Genomic DNA, 20,278 nt, shown 5'->3' on the forward strand with positions numbered 1-20,278 from the left:
TAATCTATTGGCTATTTTGTTTTTTTTGAAGTTTAAAAAAAAGCTGGGAAATGGGAATTAACATCAACCCAGAAATTATAAAGGTTATAAAAGACACTTTTAGGTTGAATGCATGTGCTAAATAACCTATTAATGGCGGCCCAATGAGCATGCCTAAAATACCATATGTACCAATAATAGACATGGCCATGCCAGGAGAATACTTATTGGAAGTCCCTGCCAACGCAAAGGTCATAGGAAATACTGAGGAGGTTCCAAAACCAATCAAACAAAACCCAATCATAGAAGACCAAAAATATGGAAATATAATGGACGTTAAAACACCCAATGCAATAAATGAGGCACTAATAATATAAGTTTTTTGCATACCAATACGTTCTATAATTCTATCAGAAAAGAAGCGAGAAAGTGCCATACAGGCCATAAAAATAAGATACCCATAAGTGAATATTTCAACTTTTACGACTTCTCTAAAGTAAACACCACTCCAGTCATACATACCACCTTCACATACGGCAGCAAAAAACACAAGAATTCCCAAATAAAGAATAAATAAATCTGGTTTGCCTAAAATAAGTTTATTTCCCGAAGGAGCTTTGTCATGTTTAATTAAGAAGGGATAGGCAAAAAAGGTAATAATCAATGTTACAAGTGATACTATTAATAAGTGCAATTCAATCCCAATCTTCATTTTCACCATTAGGGTTGAAAACACTACACCAGAAAGACCACCTGTACTCCAAAGACCATGAAATGAGCCAATTATTTTTTTATCAAATTTTCTTTGCAATGTAATAGATTGGGTGTTTACAGCAATATTTAATATTCGCATAAAAAACGCAAACATTGCAATGGCACATATTAAAGAAAAAGGTGTTTTGGCGTACCCTATAAAAATCAACGAGACTGAAAATAAAATAAAAGAGAAAAACAAGGGTTTTCTACTGTCAAATTTTGATACCAACCAACCAGAAATAGGTAAGCCTATCATTGAGCTTATAGGCATTGCCAAAAGAACACTTCCCAATTCAGCTTCATTAAAATTAAAAAATGCCTTAATAGTAGGAATCCTTGAAGCCCATGTTGAAAAACAAAATCCTGAAAGGAAAAAGAAAATACTTAATGCGGTTCTTTGTTTGGCTCTAATATCCATCGTGTAGGAATGAAATGCAAATATCCGAGGATAATCATTTCAAAACAAAATCTTATAATAATATTATTTGCTTAAATACATTATTCATTTTCTAGAAGGGATTTTTGTGCTACTTTAATAATAAGAATCATAACTAACTAACAAAATTAGTTGAATAAGTTAAAAATCACTATTTTGTGTTTTGATTATTTATGTCAAATGTCAATATAATCATATCGAAAAGAACAGTATTATAGAGAACTAAATATATTTAAATGAAAAGAAGAGATTTTGTTCAATTATCCGGTCTTGGGGCTGGTGCTTTAATGGTGCCTTCATCAATGATGGGAAACATAATTCCGGTAGAAGCTTTGCTTGAACCAGGAATGGATGTTATAGTTAAAAAGAGAATGGCAGATGTTGCATTGAACACTGCTAAGTCCTTGGGAGCAACCTATGCGGATGCCAGAATTGGAAGATACCTTAATCAATATGTATTTACACGGGAAGATAAGGTGCAAAATGTGGTTAACACTGAGTCCTTTGGAATTGGAATCCGGGTAATAGCGAACGGAACATGGGGTTTTGCTTCTACTAATAATGTTTCTGAGGACGGGATTAAAAAAGCAACATTACAAGCTGTGGCAATTGCTAAAGCTAATTCCAAATTTCAGAAAGACCCTGTGAAGCTTGCACCAGTATCTGGCCATGGAGAAGTATCTTGGAAAACTCCTATTAAGAAGGATTTTAAGGATGTTCCTGTTTCAGAAAAAGTTGACCTTTTATTAAATGCCAATGCTGCAGCTCTTGAAAATGGTGCAAACTTTGTTAATTCTGCACTCTTTATGGTGAATGAGCAAAAGTATTTTGCATCTACTGAAGGGTCTTATATTGACCAAGATATACATCGTATATGGCCCACTTTTGGAGTAACAGCCGTAGATCGCGCTGCAGGTAAATTTAAGACAAGACAAGCAATGAGTGCCCCTATGGGAATGGGTTATGAGTATATGGACGGACTGGATTCTGAAAAATTAGAAGGAGCAGCAGGGCTTAAATTATACAGAGGAAGCTACGATATAGTTGAAGATGCGGCAACAGCGGCTATACAGGCGAAAGAAATGCTCACTGCTAAATCAGTAGACCCTGGAAAATATGATTTGGTATTAGAACCCAATCATTTAGGGCTTACCATTCACGAATCTGTTGGTCACCCAACGGAATTGGACCGTGTACTTGGTTATGAAGCTAATTACGCTGGGACAAGTTTTGCTACTATGGACAAATGGAAATCTGGAAACTTTAAGTATGGTAGTGATATTGTTAATATTGTTGCTGATAAAGTTCAACCTGGTTCACTTGGAGCAGTAGGTTATGATGATGAGGGAGTAAAATGTAAGCAGTGGGATATTATTAGAAACGGGGTTTTGGTAAACTATCAGGCTATTCGTGATCAAGTAAATATGATTGATCAAAATGAATCTCATGGTTGTTGTTATGCTCAAAGCTGGAACGATGTACAGTTCCAACGAATGCCTAACATTTCTCTTGAAGCTGGTAAGGACAAATATTCTGTAGCTGAAATGATAAAGGATGTAGAGAAAGGAATCTACATTGCAGGTAGAGGGTCGTATTCTATTGACCAACAACGATATAACTTTCAATTTGGGGGCACAGCTTTTTATGAAATTAAAAATGGAGAAATTGTTGGAATGTTAAATGATGTTGCATATCAATCTAATACTCAAGAGTTTTGGAATTCTTGTGCAAAAATTTGTGATGAAAGTGATTACCGTTTGTTTGGTTCTTTCTTTGATGGTAAAGGGCAACCTTCTCAAATAAGTGCAGTTTCCCATGGTAGCTCCACTACCAGATTCAATGATATTAATGTAATTAATACAGGTAGAACCGTATAATAAGTCTCATAAAATAAAGAAATTAAAATGGCAATATATACAGAAGAAGAGGCACGGAAAATTATGGAAAAGGCGTTAGGCTTTTCCACTGCCGATGCCTGCGAAATAAATTTAAGTGGTAGTGAAAGTGGCAATATTAGATATGCTAGGAATACTGTCTCTACATCTGGACACAGATCTAACCAAACGATGGTTGTTCAATCCAATTTTGGCAAACGTTCTGGAACCGCAACTATTGATGAGTTTGACGATGAGTCATTAAAAAGAGTAGTCGCTAGGTCAGAAGAACTTGCAAAACTTTCTCCTGAAAATCCTGAATTTATGGATCCTTTGGGCCCACAATCTTATGATGAATCTATTACTTTTGTTAAAGCAACAGCGAATATTACTCCTGAGTACAGGGCAGAAGTTGCCAATAGTAGTATTCAACCAGCAATAGAGAAAGATGTTACGGCTGCAGGATTTTTAAATGATTCTGCTGGTTTTTCAGCAATGATTAACTCTAATGGGTTATTTGCTTATAATAAATCCACAGACGCAAGTTTTACGGTAACTATGCGTACAAATGATGGTACTGGGTCAGGATGGGTGACAAGGGATTACAATGATATTTCTAAGTTTGATGCTTCTGAAGCATCAAATGTCGCTATAACTAAGGCCGTAATGTCTAAAGAGGCAAAGGCTATTGAGCCAGGAAAATATACTGTGATATTGGAGCCTGCTGCTGCCAGTGGTCTTTTGGGAAGAATGGGCAGTGCTTTAAATGCAAGATCGGCGGATGAAGGGCGTAACTTTATGTCCAAAGAAGGAGGTGGTACTAAATTGGGTGAAAAAATTGTTGATGAGAGAGTTAATATATGGTCGGATCCATTAAATCCAGATGCTCCAACCTCCACATGGAATGGTGCTGGTCAACCCTTAAAGAAAATGAGCTGGATAGAAAATGGAGTTGTAAAAAACCTTGCATACAGCCGTTTTTGGGCAAAAGAAAAAGGAATAGAACCTGTTCCTTTCCCTAGTAATGTTATAATGCAAGGAGGAGATGCATCTTTGGAGGATTTAATTAAGAGTACTAAAAAGGGAATTCTGGTTACCAGACTATGGTATATTCGTTCAGTAGACCCACAAACATTACTTTATACTGGTCTTACACGTGATGGAACTTTCTATATTGAAAATGGTGAAATAAAATACCCTGTAAAGAATTTCAGATTTAATGAAAGCCCAATAATTATGCTTAATAATTTGGAAACTCTTGGGCAACAAGCTAGGGTAGATGGTGATTTGATTCCTTATATGAAAATTAGGGACTTTACCTTTACTAGCTTGTCTGATGCTGTATAGCAGGTAGGTAAAATATAAAAACTGGTTGTTGTGATTTATTCAAAGCAGCCAGTTTTTTTATAACAGATGAAGTGTATGAAAAAATATAATGGGTGAGCAATGAATTTTTCTTTACAAGGTTACAGTACGAATCTGGTGATTGGGATGTAGACCAGCGCATGCCATCCAACCTTTTAAATTCACTGGTAGAATATACAACCTTGGCGGTGGATAAAAAGGAGAATATCATTAGTCTAAGTAGCGATGATATATTTAAGTGCCCTTTTTGCTACTTGTCTGGCCACAAATTGGTTCAGTTTACAAAAAAGGAAAGGGAGAATTTTAAAAAATATGTGGAAAATGGCGGTTTTGTCTTTGCTGACGATTGTAATCATGATATTGATGGCTTATTTGCCAAGTCTTTTGAACGCCAAATGGAAGAAATTTTTGGAGTTGGACAACTTAAAAAAATCCCTAACAATCATGAGATATACAATGTGTTTTTTAAGTTTGAAGATGGTCCACCTACCACCTCACAGGAACTTAACGGCTGGGGAGATGATTTGGTTCATGAATACTTAAAGGCCATTATTGTAAATGGTAGAATAGGGGTTTTGTATAGCAATAAGGATTACGGTTGCGAATGGGACTATGATTTTAGAAATAAACGATGGTATAAGATTGATAATACACGCTTTGGTGTAAATATCGTGATGTATGCACTTACATCATAAAATATAGTTTAGATAGATGGAAAAAGAATTAATGGAGATTCAACAAGAAGTTGATACACTAACATTAAAATTAGAAGATTTAAAGAGGGAAATTGGCAAGGTTATCGTTGGGCAGGAAGATACCGTTGAACAACTGTTAATTACTTTTTTGGCTGGCGGACATGCGTTGTTGGAAGGTGTTCCGGGATTGGCAAAGACATTGATGATTAGAACTTTGGCCCAAGCCATTGATTTAAAATTTAGAAGGATTCAGTTTACACCAGATTTAATGCCCTCTGATATTATTGGGACAGAAATATTGGAAGAAGACCATAGTACGGGAAAGAAGTTTTTTGAGTTTAATAAAGGGCCCATTTTTTCCAATATTATTTTGGCAGATGAAATTAACCGAACTCCTCCAAAGACGCAGGCTGCCTTATTAGAAGCAATGCAAGAGTTTGAGGTGACTTATTCTGGTAAAACCTATTCATTGGATAAACCTTTCTTTATCCTTGCTACACAAAACCCTATTGAACAATCTGGAACGTTCCCTTTACCAGAAGCACAACAAGACCGTTTTCTTTTCTATATAAAAATTGGTTATCCCAATGAGTCAGAAGAAGCTCAAATTTTGAAGAGTACCACTGGTATAAAAAAGGAAACCATAAGACCCATCCTTTCTGGAAAGGAAATTTTAAGATTGCAACATTTGGTGCGAGAGATACCTATTAGTGATGATTTAATACAATTTGTCAGTAAAGTAGTTCGTGCAACCAGACCAGAAAATACAGAAAATATGTATGTAAAAGAATGGGTAAGTTGGGGAGCAGGGCCACGCGCCGGGCAAGCAATGATATTAACCGCAAAAGCTAGGGCCTTGTCTCAAGGACGTTTGTCCGTGACCATGGATGATATTAAAAATGTTGCATTACCAGTATTGCGACATCGGGTACTTGTAAATTTCAAAGCAGAAGCAGAAGGAATATCTTCCGATAAAGTAACTCAACATCTTTTGCAAGCAATAGCATTTTAAGTGAGACAAGACTACAATCAAATCCTTAAACCAGAGATCATTAATAGTGTGTCTGGGCTTGCTCTTATTTCAAGAGTACTGGTGGATGGGTATCTTTCTGGTCTCAATAGAAGTAGGAGAGTGGGTTTGGGATTGGAGTTTAGTCAATATAGGGGATACGAGCCTGGGGATGATATGCGATTGTTAGATTGGAAAATGCTGGCTCGATCAGGAAGATACTATATCAAACAATCAGAAATAGAAACTCATATCGGTGTAAAGTTTATAATAGATGCAAGTAAGTCTATGCTCCATAAAGAGGATGGACTCACAAAAATGGATTTTACAAAGGTATTGGTAGCTTCTTTGGCACATTTGGCTCAGAACCAAGGAGATGCAATTGGGCTTCTAGCTCTAAATGACCAGTATATTAAAAATTTATATCCTAGGATTCAAAAACAACATTTCCAACGATTTTTGCATGAATTGATAGCTATTGAATCTACTGGGCAATGGCCAAACAATTCTAACTCTTTAAATGAAATTCATAATCGGAACCATAAAGAATTGATATTCTTTATTACGGACTTGTATGAGTACAATGATGAATTGACGCAAATAATCAAACAATTGAAGACTTCAAGGAACGAAGTTGTGGTTCTTCATATAATGGGTAAAAGCGAATTGGAATTTGATTATAAGGGACAAGTTGTATTTGAAGATTTAGAAACTGGTGCCAAATTAAAAATTGACCCTAGAGAAGCAAAGAAGCAATATTTGGAAGCTTTTAATGCAACAATGGAACAAACAAAGAATATGCTTTTATCCAACAACATAAGTTATGAAATGTTTAGGCTAGATGAGCCTATAGAAAGTGCTTTACGATTATTTTTAAAAAAACGAACTAAGTTATTATAGTATGACTTTGCTGCACCCAACATATCTATGGGCTTTATTGGGATTGGGTATTCCAATCGCCATTCATCTGTGGAGTAAGAAGAAGGTGAGGACTATTAAAGTAGGTAGTATTAAGTTTATTAAGGACACCAATCCTAAACAAACAAGCGATATAAATCTTAATGAGCTTTGGTTGTTAGCATTAAGATTGCTAGTAGTATTTTTGCTTGTTTTTATTATCTCTGGTTCTAGTATAAAAACCGAAGAAAATAGCAGTTCTATTACGTACTTAATTGAGCCTTCCATTCTTTCCAATGAAAATATGGTACGTGTGTTGGATTCTTTATCAGAAGTAGATGTAAGATTGTTACAATCAGGATTTCCAGAATGGGACGGAAGTACATATAAAGAAAAAAGCCTTACTTCTGTTAATTATTGGAAATTAGCACAGGAAATGGGCTCTTTGCAATCTGATAGTATTGTCGTTTTTAGTGAAGGATTGGTGACAGGAATACAAGGAATGCGACCAGGAACAGATTCTAATACACATTGGATAGTGATAGGTTCTCAGAATCAATCTGAAAATATTCTAGAAGCAAATTTAAATGGAGAAGATGTTCAATTGCTAAGTATAATTAGTTCTGGCAAACAACTTTCTTTTAAGAAGGAAATAATGCCGGCAGACCATACCCAGATTGAATTTAATCAACAGAAGGATAGCGTTTATATTCAATTCAATGGAAATAAGGAAACGGTACCCCTAAGTACGTTAACACCTCTGGAAGTACTATTGATTTATAATGATAGCCTTTCTAATAATGTTACCTATATAGAATCTACATATAGGGCAATTTCAAAGTATCTGGGTAGGGAAATTATTGTGAAAAAAGTCCGTGAGATTGGTGAACTGGACCTATCTTCTTTTAATACTCTTATTTCTTTAAGTGAAGAATCAATTAAAGAAACAAAGGTTAATGTGTTGGAGTACAAGCAAGATAGCCTTTCTAGCAGATTGATTGAACAGGGAGCTTCACCAAATATATACTACTTGACAAAGCCTATTACAACAGAGAATATTATTGAAGAGCATTTGGCTGAACATTTGATCGGGCTTTTAAATTTACACCCTGTCATTAACGAAAAAGTAAAGCTTTATGATAAACGTATAGTTGATGTTGAAGAGCTACGCCCCATAAAATCTAGAATAAAGAATGAAGCAAGTTTTTCTAATAGAATGGACTTATCCCCTTTGTTATGGATAATGCTATTTCTTACTTTAATAGTTGAACGAATCTTAGCGAGATATAGAAAGCAATGATGGTGACAGGGAAGAATATATTGATGAGGTTTAAAAAGCGATGGCTTTTGACACAAGGATTGGAGATTTTCTTGTATGCCATTGGTCCGTCTGTATTAATTTTCTTTTTAACATCTAATCTTTCAATTTCTTTGATGGTGTTTTTTGGCTTAGTAAGCTTAATAACACTTTTACTTAAACCATGGAAATTAAGTTTGGACAGAATTTGCCATTATCTAGATACTAGGATAAAAACCATGGAATATAGTTCAGGTCTTTTGCTCAAACCAAAAGAACAACTGTCCGTTTTGGGTCTTCTACAGCAGCATAAGGTAACAGAAGAACTTGGAGCCAAGATAAAGCATGTTCAACCCATTAATCATTTAAAAAGAGCCTCAATTTGGACCTTGTTGCTCATGCTCATTGGATGTTTGGGATATTATTTTAATTGGTTTGGTAATAATTCAGTTATAAACTCTGAACAACAAAATACCATCATAGTACAACCTGCGGATTCTTTGGCGTTGAAAGCCACCCCACCAGAATTGGAAAGTCAAGAACTTACAATCTCTTATCCTAAATACACAAATATTCCTTCAACTTCAACTTCTAAAATGGACATAAAAGCCTTAGAAGGTTCGCAGTTGTCATGGAAAATAAAGTTTAAGGGAGAGGTTAAAAATGTTGCTCTGGAAAGTGCAGGAAAAAGTTCTCCTATGCAATTAAAGAATGATGGGTATGTATGGAATGCGACTTTAAAAGAATCTGGCTTTTATAATTTTAGGTTTACAGATATTGATGGAGGGTCTTATATATCAGACTTATATGCAATGGTAGCAACAAAGGACCAAAGCCCAGTTATAGAAATCCAAGACTTGGATCAGTTTACTACCTTTTCTTTTGATAACAAAAAAGAGTTATCCTTTATAACCCTGATTTCCGATGATTATGGAATTAATGAGGCTCATATTATAGCTACGGTTAGTAAAGGTCAAGGAGAATCTGTAAAATTCCGGGAAGAGAAACTAAATTTTGATAATAAAATTTCTAGAGGGACTAAAAACTTGAAGTTATCCAAGAAAATTGATTTGAATGATTTAAAAATGGAACCCGGAGATGAGCTGTACTTTTATGTGGAAGCTATTGATACAAAACAACCGAACCCAAATATTGAAAGAGGGGAAACCTATTTTGCAGTTATTAAGGATACTGTGTCCAATCAGTATGCCGTTGAAGGGACCATGGGGGTGGATTTAATGCCCGATTATTTTAGAAGCCAGCGTCAACTCATTATAGATACAGAAAAACTCATTGCCAATAAATCTAAGCTAACTAAAAAAGAATTTAATTCTACCAGTAATGAACTGGGCTTTGACCAAAAAGCGCTTCGCTTAAAATATGGTGAGTTTATGGGTGATGAAGCTGATTCTGGTATTCAGGTAACGCAAGAAGTTTCTGTGGATGAAACTACAGATGATTCTGAAGACCCCTTGTCTGAATATACCCATGACCATGATGGTGATAATGAGCATAATTTGGTTGACCATGAGCATGAAGAAGAAGAAGAAAATGAAGAAGAAGCTCATGACCCATTGAGTGATTTCCTTCATAACCATGATGACCCAGAAGAATCCACACTTTTTACTCAGTCTTTAAAAAGTAAGCTACAGCAAGCTATGAGCGAAATGTGGGATGCGGAACTCTATTTACGTCTGTATACACCCAAAGAATCTTTACCATACCAGTATAGGGCGTTGAATTTGATTCAGGAAATTAAGAACAGTGCTCGTATTTATGTTCACCGTATTGGTTTTGACCCTCCACCTATAAAAGAGGAAGTACGTTTAACAGGAGATTTGGATGAGATAGATAATTTTCAAAAAAGAGAAAATATAGGTGTAGAAGAAGAAAATTCGTTTATGCGCCAAACTATATTAAGATTGGAAGAATTAACGGGCAATGAGCGTATAATTTCCAAGCAAGATAAAATTCTTTTTGAACAAGCAGGAACAGAATTGGCAAGTTTGGCTATACAAGAACCAGGAAAGTATTTAAAGACTTTACAACGCCTAAAATGGCTCACGGAAGATATTGATGTGTCAAAAGAAATACTTAGAAAAGTACAGCAAGGCTTGCTGGGAGCAATTAAAAGACAAAACCCCAATCCTGGAAAAGGTAAAACAGCCATGGGATCAATAAACGAACTGGTATTAAAGGAGTTGGAATGATTATGGGAATCAACTTTTTAAACCAAAATGTATTTTGGCCCGTAGTTATCTGTTCCATATTACTCTGGGTTGTTTTTTTATGGAAAGAATGGTCACAATCTGGAAAACCTCGTTTCCTTATTAAAGTGCTTATATCATTTTTAGCGTTAATCTCTTTAGCAGCAATTGCATTAAAGCCAACAATGTTAAAGGAGATGAATACTAAATTGGGAATTATAACAGCCAAAGGATATAATTCCAAAAAACTCGATAGCCTTATAAGTGCCCATAAAGGCATAAAATTAATTAAGTACCAAGCAAACAAACCACTAAAAAAATACACGGACTCTTTAAGTTCTTTATTTGTTTTAGGTCAAGGACTAAAATCGTTTGACTTGTGGCAGCTAGATTCAATCCCTACGGTGTATTTGGGTGAAGGGGTGTCTAAAGGAATTTCCAGACTAAAGTATAACCAAGAAAATAGGATTGGCTCCAAATTGGTGGTTGATGGCCTATATAATAAACCCAAAATAGGAAATAGACTTATTTTAAAGGAGGTAGGAGGTTCTAAATTGGATTCAATAACTCTCAATGATGAAGACCAACAAAGATTTCATTTAGAAGCTAATTTATCGGTAAAGGGAAAATATGTCTATACTTTGGAAGAAAAAGATTCTTTAGGGGAAACCCTCTCCACAGAACCTTTGCCCATAAAAGTGATGGCTAGAGATACATTAAAGGTGTTGATAGTAAACAATTTCCCAACTTTTGAAACCAAATATTTAAAAAATTATCTAGCCGAGATGGGGCATCAGGTTTTGGTAAGAAGCCAGATTACTAAAAACCGATATAAATTTGAATATTTTAATAGAGATAGAACGCCAATTTATACCTTTTCAGAAGATAATTTAAATGATTTTGATTTATTGATTATTGATGCAAGTTCATATAAGAATCTGTCTTCAAAATCTTTAGCTGCACTTAATACATCAATTAGGGAAACAGGTTTGGGACTATTTGTTCAACCAGACCTTAATTACTTTAGTTTGCCCAGAAATACTTCGCATTTTAACTTTAGAAGAAATGAAAGCGTTGAGGTAAATGCCAATGATACAGGCACTAAATTTAATAAACATCCCTTTGTATTTGCAGATGATATAACTCTTCAAACAAGTTATAGCTCTTCAAAACAAACTCTTGCGGGATATAAACGAATGCGAAAAGGCAGAATTGGCACTACAATTTTGGAGAATACCTATGAGTTGGTACTAAAGGGCCAAAAAGAAGTTTATCAGCAATTGTGGAAGAGTATTATTGAAGATGTAAGTAAGAAAACTATTTCTGCAGCTCAATGGAATACCAATTCAATATTTGCTTACAAAGACCAGCCCTTTCATTTTAATGTTAGAACGGAAATTGAAAACCCGGAAGTCATGATTAATGACAAATATAGAGTTCCTTTGATTAGGGATGTAGATATTACCAGTTTATGGAAAGGAACTACCTATCCTAGAAATATGGGGTGGAACAAACTGGTTTTGCAAAATGATACTTCACAAGTATTTGAGTTTTTTGTGATGGATTCAACTAAGTGGCGTTCACTGTACGCATATAATACCATTAATCAAAATAGAAGGCACTTTAACAAACCTATTTCCGAAATAAAAAAGGTAAAAGTCAAACAAGAAATAAACCCAATATGGTTCTATCTTTTGTTTTTATTGAGCATGGGATATTTGTGGTTGGAGCCTAAGCTATACGGAAATTAATACGTTATTTCCCAATACAGAAATTAGCAAAAATATTTCCCAATAAATCATCATTGGATATTTCTCCAGTGATTTCCCCAAAATGGTACAACGCTTGCCGAATATCAATTGCCAATAAATCACCAGATACATCTTCATCCAATCCAAACTGTACCTTTTCTACCTCTTCTAAGGCTTTTAAAAGTGAGTTGTAGTGCCTAGAATTGGTAACAATGGTTTCATTGTTCCTCAAAGCCCCCGTATTTACAAAGGATAGTAGTTTGTTCTTTAATTCATCTACTCCCAAACCAGTTTTTGCAGATAAGATGTGGATGTTTTCAATCTTATTTCTTAAGCTCTCTATTTCATTGTCTGAAAGCATATCTACTTTATTGGCGATAATAATAAGTGGTTTTTGCGGGTATTGGTTTTTTAAATTTTCAATTTCAAACTGTACATGTTTCAGTTTCTCACCATCAGAACCATCAACCAAATAAATAACAACCTGCGCTTGCTCTATTTTCTCAAATGTTTTTTTAATACCAATACTCTCCACCACATCTTGGGTATCACGTATTCCAGCAGTGTCAATAAACCTAAAGCCAATACCTCCAATGGATATTTCATCCTCAATTGTGTCTCTAGTGGTACCAGCTATTTCGCTTACAATGGCTCGTTCTTCGTTTAATAAAGCATTTAAAAGTGTGGATTTACCAACATTGGGTTCACCTACAATGGCTACTGGAATCCCATTTTTTATGACATTGCCAACGGCAAAACTGTCAATCAATTTTTTTAGGACTTCTTGAATCCTTTTTAGTAAGTTTTTGAATTGGGTTCTGTCTGCAAACTCAACATCTTCCTCAGAAAAATCGAGCTCCAATTCTATCAAAGAAGCAAAATTGAGCAGTTCTTCCCGTAGTTTTTTAATTTCATTACTAAACCCTCCCCGCATTTGTTGTATTGCAATTTGATGGCTAGCTTCATTATCACTGGAAATTAAATCTGCCACGGCCTCTGCCTGGCTCAAATCTAATTTTCCGTTTAAAAAGGCTCTTAAGGTAAATTCCCCTGGATTTGCAGTTCTGCAACCATTACGAATAAACAATTGGATTATTTCTTGTTGAATATATGGAGAACCATGACATGAAATTTCTACTACATTTTCACCTGTGTACGAATTTGGGTTTTTAAAGATGGACAGCAAAACTTCGTCCATTGTTCTACCTCCATCAATGATATGACCTAAATGAATGGTGTGACTTTTTTGCTCTTTTAGTTTCTTATTAGTAACGGACTTAAACAAAGAGGCCGATATGGAGATTGCATTTTCACCAGAAACTCGGATTACAGCTATTGCCCCCGCGCCAGATGGGGTAGCCAAGGCCACAATAGTGTCATTAAGAATCATGCAGACGGTTTAAGTGCAAAAATAGGCAAATATGCATTATTGTTAATTTTATATATTGTCTAACCATTAACTATAAATAAAAATATTATTATGAAAAAATCAGCTATCATTTTAGGAATGCTTTTATGTGTACTGCATTTCTCTTATGCTCAAGAAATGGAGCAACCTATAGATTCAATACAGGTTGAAAAGGAAATTGCAGAAACAAAAGAGAAAGAAGCAGTTGAGAAAAAGGTTGAAAAAGCCGAAAAAGAGGCAAAAAAAGCTAAAAAACAACAAGAAAAATTAGAAAAAGAGCTCAAAAAGGAAGAAAAATTGAATAATACTATTTCTGAAAAAAGGAAGTCCATTTCCAAAAATGAAAAGAAATTGGCTAAACTAGAGGAGAAATTAGTGAGTGGTGAAGCTAAGGGAAAACTATCTCCTGTAGCCATTGAGAAACTGAATAGTAAAATCATTAAAACAAAAGCTACGTTAGTTAAGGAAAATGAAAAGTTGAAAAAGCTTTTGAAGAAATAATATTTAGATTGAATTCTTTCTATTTAGTGTAACATTTTGGATAAAATAGCTACATATAAGTATAACCCCTTAAAATAATAGAAAATGGAAATCATCAATCAAAAATCAATGCGGGTTGACAATCAAACAATTGCAATTGCGCACCTTACACAATTAATAGATTACGTAACAGGATTTGGAGGCCTTATAGTTCCTTTGGTTATTTGGGCCACATCTAAAGATTCTATCGCAAATATGGATGAACATGGAAAGTCTATTATTAACTTTCAATTGAGTATGTTGTTATATGCCATACTAAGTATTCCTGCAATTTTATTGCTAGGCTTGGGATTATTGACTTTACTGGGAGTTTGTCTTATTGGTTTTATTTTCCCAATTGTAAATGCAGTTAGGGCCAGTAATGGAGAATCACCCTATTACCCATTATCAATAAAATTTGTTTAGAAAAATAGAATATAAAAAAAGGGCAATGGTTTTTAACATTGCCCTTTTTTTATGTCTTATGATAATTAGTTATTCAACATAACGGGCATTACTAGCATTGTAACATACTCACCTTCATCCAATCCATCTACTGGAGTAAGAATACCAGCCCTGTTGGGTAAGCTCATTTCTAGCGAAACTTCATCAGAAGTTAAATTACCTAACATTTCTACCAAAAACCTTGAGTTGAAGCCTATTTGCATATCATCTCCTTGGTAGGAGCACGTTAAACGCTCTTCTGCTTTGTTACTATAATCTACATCTTCAGCAGAAATATTCAATTCTGCACCAGCAATTTTTAATCTAATTTGGTGTGTTGTTTTATTTGAGAAGATAGAAACTCTTCTTACAGAACCTAACAATTGGTTTCTGGCAATACTTAGTTTATTTGGATTCTCTTTTGGAATTACCGCTTCATAGTTGGGGTATTTTCCATCAATTAGCCTACATACCAATTCGGTATCGCCATAGGTGAATTTAGCATTGCTTTCATTGTATTCAATAGTAACATTATCTTCACTGCCAGCCAAAATTCCTTTCAATAGATTTAAAGGTTTTTTGGGCATAATGAATTCTGCTACTTGAGAGGCCGTAACATCCGTACGTTGGTATTTAACCAATTTATGGGCATCAGTGGCAACAAACGTTAAATTTTCTGGAGAAAATTGAAAGAAGACCCCACTCATTACAGGCCTTAAATCATCATTACCTGCGGCAAAAATGGTCTTGTTAATGGCCGTTGCCAATATATCTCCAATAATAATTGTAGAACTTGGGTTGGAAAGTTCTACAGCTTTAGGGAATTCCGCTCCATCTGCATATGCCAAGGCATACTTTCCATGATTAGAACTAATTTCTACAGTACTATTTTCCTCCACAACAAATGTTAGCGGTTGTTCTGGGAATGTTTTTAAGGTTTCCAATAATAATCTGGCAGGTACGGCAATAGTTCCCTCATTATCAGAATCTACATCTAAAACAGAGCTCATGGTTGTTTCTAAATCTGATGCTGAAACTGTTAATTTGTTCTTTTTTAAATCAAACAAAAAATTATCCAAGATAGGTAAGGTGTTGCTATTGTTTATAACGCCACCTAAAATTTGCAATTGCTTTAAAAGATAAGTACTAGATACTATAAATTTCATTCGTAGTTATTTTATATAAATCTGAGTTAGAAAAGGACCTATTTCTTCTCCTGCTTCACAACATTATTAATGTTAAGTCCTAGAAACAAAGATATTTTAATTGACCTTTTTAAGGAAACAAACTTATTAACACCTAAGCTCCGTATTTTTTCTTTCTTATGTAATTGAAAGCAAGCCCAAAAATAAGGGTCAAGGCTATTGGAACACCAATGTTAATCAACTGCCACTTACTTTTTTGATTCACAATTTTTTCTTGATCTAATAATGGAATAGATACTTTCCTATTGCGAATGTTTATAAGTCCATCATCGTCCAAAAGGTAATTTATGCTATTTAGTAGAAACTCCTTGTTGCCATAAAAGTTATTGGTCCATTTATCATACCCTAAATCCAACGGTCTGCCATTTCTTGTTTGGTTTTTAATGATGTCACCATCTGCAACTACCAACATCTTGTTTGCCTTTCCTTTTTCCAAAGCACCGTTTAATTTAAAAGGTTTTATTCTATTTTCAAAAGCCGATTTAAACTCACCTTCAATCAATACGGCCAAAGGTTTATTGCCATTGTTATAGGTTTCTTTGTTAGGTTGGGAATTAATACTATTTAGGTTTATTTCCTTTGGAACTCCTTCGGTTTTTGATAAAGGAGAACTCCAGTATAAAACTGTCTTTTTATTTGCGTTTGGCAAGGTGTCAATTACGCTTGTAAATTGGAATCTTAGTGCTTCTAGATTGTTGTTTATAGGGTGGTTGTTCCTTGAAAAGACCATTGGGTTGTACAACCATGGAACGGGATTGTACTGCGAATTGTTTTCATCGCCAGTGGCCAGCACAATTTGAGTAAAATACATATCGCTCACCAAAACTGGGTTGATGCGTATGCCATATTTAAAAAAGAAATCAGTTAGATTTAAATCTCTCTGAAAAGCCATTGCACTACCTTTCTCGTTAAAAAGACTATCCAGTTCTATATCAACTTGATCTATAAGCCACATGGACTTACCACCATTTACAATATACTGGTCCAACACATATTTTTCTGCATCTGTAAAAGTCTCCGTAGGCTTTGCAATAATGGCCAAATCAAATACCTTGAGTTGTTCTAGCACCTCTTGGGGGTTACTTTCAACTGAGTCCAAGGTAATGGCTCCAATGTTATAATAATCCCTTATAGTGGTTAGGTAATCGGCCACATAAATATCATCCAATTCACCATTACCCTTTATAACTGCTACCTGTTTTTTCTCTTTTATATTGACTTTGGTAAAAGCATCGGCAAAGGCATATTCCAAGTTCTGTACGGAGTTATTTACGCGTTCTTCGGAAGAGGCTCCCAGCTTATTTTTTAGCAAGGGAACTTTTACCGTGGTATTGTTGTAAGTGACCATGGCCCAAGGGAACAGAATTTCTTGCGATACTTTACCATTATCTTCTACCGTTATATTGGCAGGCGTTAATCCAAGACCTTGCAGCTCTGCTATTGTTGCTTCCGTTTGGGACGTATCCTCCAATGGGTTTACAAAGCTGAATTTTATATTGTTGTTTTTAGCGGTAAATTCTTCTAAAATGTTTTTGGTCTCTAATTTAAGTTTGGCAAATTCTGGGGGTAGGTTCCCATCCAGAAGAATATCAATAATTACAGGGGAATTAAAATCCTCAATAGTATGAATTGCTGGCTCGGTTAAGGTGTAGCGTTTGTCCTCGGTTAAATCAAAACGTGTATAGACAAATCCTGCCAGAATATTAATGACCACAAGAATTACCAAAGCCTTTAGAAATGATACTAGGTTCTTTTTCATTATCGATTGTGGTTTTTAAGTTGAACAACAGTCAGATAAAGAAAAAATAGTGTCAGGCCAATAAAATAGATTAAATCCCTTGTGTCTAAAACACCTTGTGCAATACTATCAAAATGGAACTTCATACCCATTTTCTGGATGGTAAGCCAGTTAGTGTCATTTTGAAATAAGGTAGAGACTCCTTCAAACCCATAATAAAATACAAAGCAGAGCAATACCCCAATAATAAAAGCTACAATTTGATTTTCTGATAAGGTAGATGCAAAAAGCCCCATGGCTGTATAGCTAGTAATTAGAAATAGGAGTCCAAAATAAGAGCCAATAACCACACCCATATCCAAATTACCAATTGTGGTACCCAATTGAGATATACTGTACACATATAGAATAGTTGGAATTACTGCTAGAACTGTTAAAGTGACCGAACCAAAAAACTTACCGAGAACGGTCTGCCATAGACTTAGAGGTTTTATAAACAACAATTCCAAGGTACCTTGTTTTTTCTCTTCAGAAAAGCTTTTCATTGTAATTGCCGGAATTAAAAAAAGAAATACCCATGGTACTAATAGAAAAAACTTGCTGAGGTCAGCAAACCCATATTCAAAAAGATTAAAAGGACCTTTAAAAACCCATAGGAACAACCCGCATAACCCCAAAAACAGGGCAATAATAAGATACCCAATGGATGAGGTGAAGAAAGATTGTATTTCTCGTTTATATATGGCAAGCATTTTTCTTATTTATTCAAAATTAATTTTTTATAAAAAATTGATGGTAATGGTATCCCTATAATCAAGCCCCAAAAGGGTAGAGGCTCCACCAACCGTGTTTAAATCGCTTTTATAAATGGCAAGTTCTATATAATCGGACGAATTAAAAAGCGCTAATAAATCCCCGGGACCTTTACGCTGACTTTTTTCTAAGTCAAAATTTATAATGTCGCTGTACTTATGATAGATTTCACCTATTTTTTTGTTTCGAGCGTTCAGTTCAAATTTTCTTCCATTTCGATAGGCTTCAAATAAACTCTTTTGAATATTCGTCACTACATTACCATAATTATCAATATAGACAACGCTTCCCGTAATTGTTTTACCATTATCAGAAACTCTCGGAGCAAATTCTTTTAAATCTTTTAATTGGGTAAAAGGTTTACCTACTACTTCCAAAGTACCGCCACGAACAATATGACAAGCCACTTGTACAAATACATCCAATACGGGGAAAGAGCCGTGCAAAGGATTGGGAATGTTGATTTCCATTACTTTATCTGGTTTTATCTCAGAGGTTATCAATCCTATGACTCCATTATTAGCAACAATAAAATAATGACCATCTACCAAAACGGCAATATGCTGATTTTCTGGAGAAGGTTCAGAATCCACACCAACAATGTGCACCGTGCCTTCTGGGAACGCTTTATAGGAATTTTTAAGAAGATAGGCACACTCTTGGATATTAAAAGGACTTATGGAGTGCGAGATATCAACAATTTTGACATCTGTCAACTCTTTATAGATAGTTCCTTTTATAGCGCCTACAAAATGGTCTTTGAGCCCAAAATCAGTAGTTAATGTAATAATTGCCATGCAAGCACTGTTGATATATTTTTTACTGTAGCAAACTGATTTTTACTTAAGTTTGTTAAACAAAATTACACAAAAAAATAGGCAACCGAAATATATTCGTAAAACCAAAATATTTAAACACCCCATTCTTTGAACGAACTTATAATAGAACTTACCGAAATTAGCCCAAGAGAGTTTTTTGGGAACCAGAACGAGAACATAGATTTATTAAAAAAATACTTCCCCAAACTTAAAATCGTTGCCCGTGGCAGCAAGATAAAAGTATATGGAGATGAAGAACTTTTAGAAGAGTTTGATAAGCGTTTTGATATGCTTACCTCTCACTTTGCCAAATATAATAAGTTGGATGAAAATGTAATAGAGCGTGTGCTAACAAGTAATGGGGAAGAGGATTATGCTTCTTCAAAAAGTAGTGGCGAGGTTTTGGTGCATGGGGTTAATGGAAAATTGATAAAAGCCCAAACGGTCAATCAAAGAAAAATGGTTGATGCGGCAAAGGTTAAGGATATGGTTTTTGCCATTGGTCCAGCTGGAACGGGGAAAACTTACACAGGTGTGGCTTTGGCAGTTAAAGCATTAAAAAACAAAGAAGTAAAACGAATTATATTAACAAGACCTGCGGTGGAAGCAGGGGAGAATCTTGGATTTTTACCAGGAGATTTAAAAGAGAAACTAGACCCGTATATGCAACCGTTGTATGATGCATTGCGTGATATGATTCCCTCTGAAAAGTTGACTCATTTTATTGAGAATGGTACCATACAAATTGCACCTATGGCTTTTATGCGTGGTCGTACGCTGGACAATGCCTTTGTAATTTTAGATGAGGCACAAAACACTACCCATGCCCAAATGAAAATGTTTCTGACCCGTATGGGAAAAAATGCCAAATTCCTGATCACGGGCGATCCTGGACAGATAGATTTGCCAAGAAGGGTTATATCTGGTTTAAAAGAAGCCTTGTTGATTCTTAAAAATGTGGAGGGAATCGAGATTATTTACTTGGATGATAAAGATGTGATTCGTCACAAATTGGTCAAAAAAGTAATTGATGCGTACAAAAATATAGAACATCAGAATTAATAGTA

17 protein-coding genes are annotated in these 20,278 nt (G+C 35.0%); 11 read left to right on the top strand and 6 right to left on the bottom strand.

The window, feature by feature from the left end; genetic code table 11:
• Positions 1-4: 4 nt before the first annotated feature.
• Complete coding sequence (locus tag AC000W_RS08180; RefSeq protein ID WP_474747462.1) at positions 5-1,153, bottom strand: MFS transporter; 1,149 nt, start codon at positions 1,151-1,153, stop codon at positions 5-7.
• A gap of 254 nt (positions 1,154-1,407) precedes the next feature.
• On the opposite strand from AC000W_RS08180, the gene AC000W_RS08185 reads away from it, so the two are divergent.
• The 8 genes from AC000W_RS08185 to AC000W_RS08220 all read left to right on the top strand — a co-directional run bounded on the left by AC000W_RS08185 (position 1,408) and on the right by AC000W_RS08220 (position 12,266).
• Positions 1,408-3,048 (top strand): TldD/PmbA family protein, encoded by a 1,641-nt coding sequence (locus AC000W_RS08185; RefSeq protein ID WP_474747463.1) that lies wholly within the window; start codon positions 1,408-1,410, stop codon positions 3,046-3,048.
• A gap of 27 nt (positions 3,049-3,075) precedes the next feature.
• Positions 3,076-4,392 carry a TldD/PmbA family protein gene (locus AC000W_RS08190; protein WP_474747465.1) on the top strand — a complete coding sequence of 439 codons (1,317 nt, stop codon included), beginning with the start codon at positions 3,076-3,078 and terminating at the stop codon, positions 4,390-4,392.
• Positions 4,393-4,484: 92 nt separating this feature from the next.
• Positions 4,485-5,105 (top strand): DUF4159 domain-containing protein, encoded by a 621-nt coding sequence (locus tag AC000W_RS08195; protein WP_474747466.1) that lies wholly within the window; start codon positions 4,485-4,487, stop codon positions 5,103-5,105.
• 16 nt (positions 5,106-5,121) lie between these two features.
• Positions 5,122-6,117, top strand: a complete 996-nt coding sequence (locus AC000W_RS08200) for an AAA family ATPase (RefSeq protein ID WP_474747468.1) — start codon at positions 5,122-5,124, stop codon at positions 6,115-6,117.
• Entirely contained in the window at positions 6,118-7,014 is an 897-nt protein-coding gene (locus tag AC000W_RS08205) for a DUF58 domain-containing protein (protein ID WP_474747469.1), read from the top strand.
• 1 nt (position 7,015) lies between these two features.
• Complete coding sequence (locus AC000W_RS08210) at positions 7,016-8,311, top strand: BatA domain-containing protein (protein ID WP_474747471.1); 1,296 nt, start codon at positions 7,016-7,018, stop codon at positions 8,309-8,311.
• A gap of 23 nt (positions 8,312-8,334) precedes the next feature.
• The gene (locus tag AC000W_RS08215) at positions 8,335-10,518 is read left to right on the top strand and encodes a tryptophan-rich sensory protein (RefSeq protein ID WP_474747472.1); all 2,184 of its coding nucleotides are present in this window, start codon (positions 8,335-8,337) and stop codon (positions 10,516-10,518) included.
• The gene (locus AC000W_RS08220; RefSeq protein ID WP_474747473.1) at positions 10,515-12,266 is read left to right on the top strand and encodes a hypothetical protein; all 1,752 of its coding nucleotides are present in this window, start codon (positions 10,515-10,517) and stop codon (positions 12,264-12,266) included. Before AC000W_RS08215 ends, AC000W_RS08220 begins: the two co-directional genes overlap by 4 nt.
• A 4-nt stretch (positions 12,267-12,270) precedes the next feature.
• On the opposite strand, the gene mnmE is transcribed toward AC000W_RS08220, so the two are convergent.
• Entirely contained in the window at positions 12,271-13,656 is a 1,386-nt protein-coding gene (gene mnmE / locus AC000W_RS08225) for a tRNA uridine-5-carboxymethylaminomethyl(34) synthesis GTPase MnmE (RefSeq protein ID WP_474747475.1), read from the bottom strand.
• Between the two features lie 90 nt (positions 13,657-13,746).
• Between mnmE and AC000W_RS08230 the strand changes: the two genes are divergently transcribed.
• Positions 13,747-14,175: a hypothetical protein gene (locus AC000W_RS08230; protein WP_474747476.1), complete on the top strand. Its 429-nt coding sequence runs from the start codon at positions 13,747-13,749 to the stop codon at positions 14,173-14,175.
• Between the two features lie 84 nt (positions 14,176-14,259).
• The gene (locus AC000W_RS08235) at positions 14,260-14,619 is read left to right on the top strand and encodes a DUF4870 domain-containing protein (RefSeq protein ID WP_474747477.1); all 360 of its coding nucleotides are present in this window, start codon (positions 14,260-14,262) and stop codon (positions 14,617-14,619) included.
• A gap of 65 nt (positions 14,620-14,684) precedes the next feature.
• Here AC000W_RS08235 and dnaN read toward each other — a convergent pair whose 3' ends face one another.
• The 4 genes from dnaN to AC000W_RS08255 all read right to left on the bottom strand — a co-directional run bounded on the left by dnaN (position 14,685) and on the right by AC000W_RS08255 (position 19,190).
• Positions 14,685-15,803: a DNA polymerase III subunit beta gene (dnaN, locus tag AC000W_RS08240; RefSeq protein ID WP_474747479.1), complete on the bottom strand. Its 1,119-nt coding sequence runs from the start codon at positions 15,801-15,803 to the stop codon at positions 14,685-14,687.
• 133 nt (positions 15,804-15,936) lie between these two features.
• A complete protein-coding gene (gene gldG / locus AC000W_RS08245) occupies positions 15,937-17,601 on the bottom strand; it encodes a gliding motility-associated ABC transporter substrate-binding protein GldG (protein ID WP_474747480.1) in 1,665 nt (554 codons plus the stop codon).
• Positions 17,601-18,332 (bottom strand): gliding motility-associated ABC transporter permease subunit GldF, encoded by a 732-nt coding sequence (gene gldF / locus AC000W_RS08250; protein ID WP_474747482.1) that lies wholly within the window; start codon positions 18,330-18,332, stop codon positions 17,601-17,603. The genes gldG and gldF overlap by 1 nt, the downstream gene beginning before the upstream one ends.
• Before the next feature lie 27 nt (positions 18,333-18,359).
• Entirely contained in the window at positions 18,360-19,190 is an 831-nt protein-coding gene (locus tag AC000W_RS08255) for an SAM hydrolase/SAM-dependent halogenase family protein (protein WP_474747483.1), read from the bottom strand.
• A gap of 129 nt (positions 19,191-19,319) precedes the next feature.
• Between AC000W_RS08255 and AC000W_RS08260 the strand changes: the two genes are divergently transcribed.
• Positions 19,320-20,273 (top strand): PhoH family protein, encoded by a 954-nt coding sequence (locus tag AC000W_RS08260; RefSeq protein ID WP_167960887.1) that lies wholly within the window; start codon positions 19,320-19,322, stop codon positions 20,271-20,273.
• Positions 20,274-20,278 lie beyond the last annotated feature (5 nt).

The sequence above is a fragment of the Saonia sp. genome (assembly GCF_056326165.1).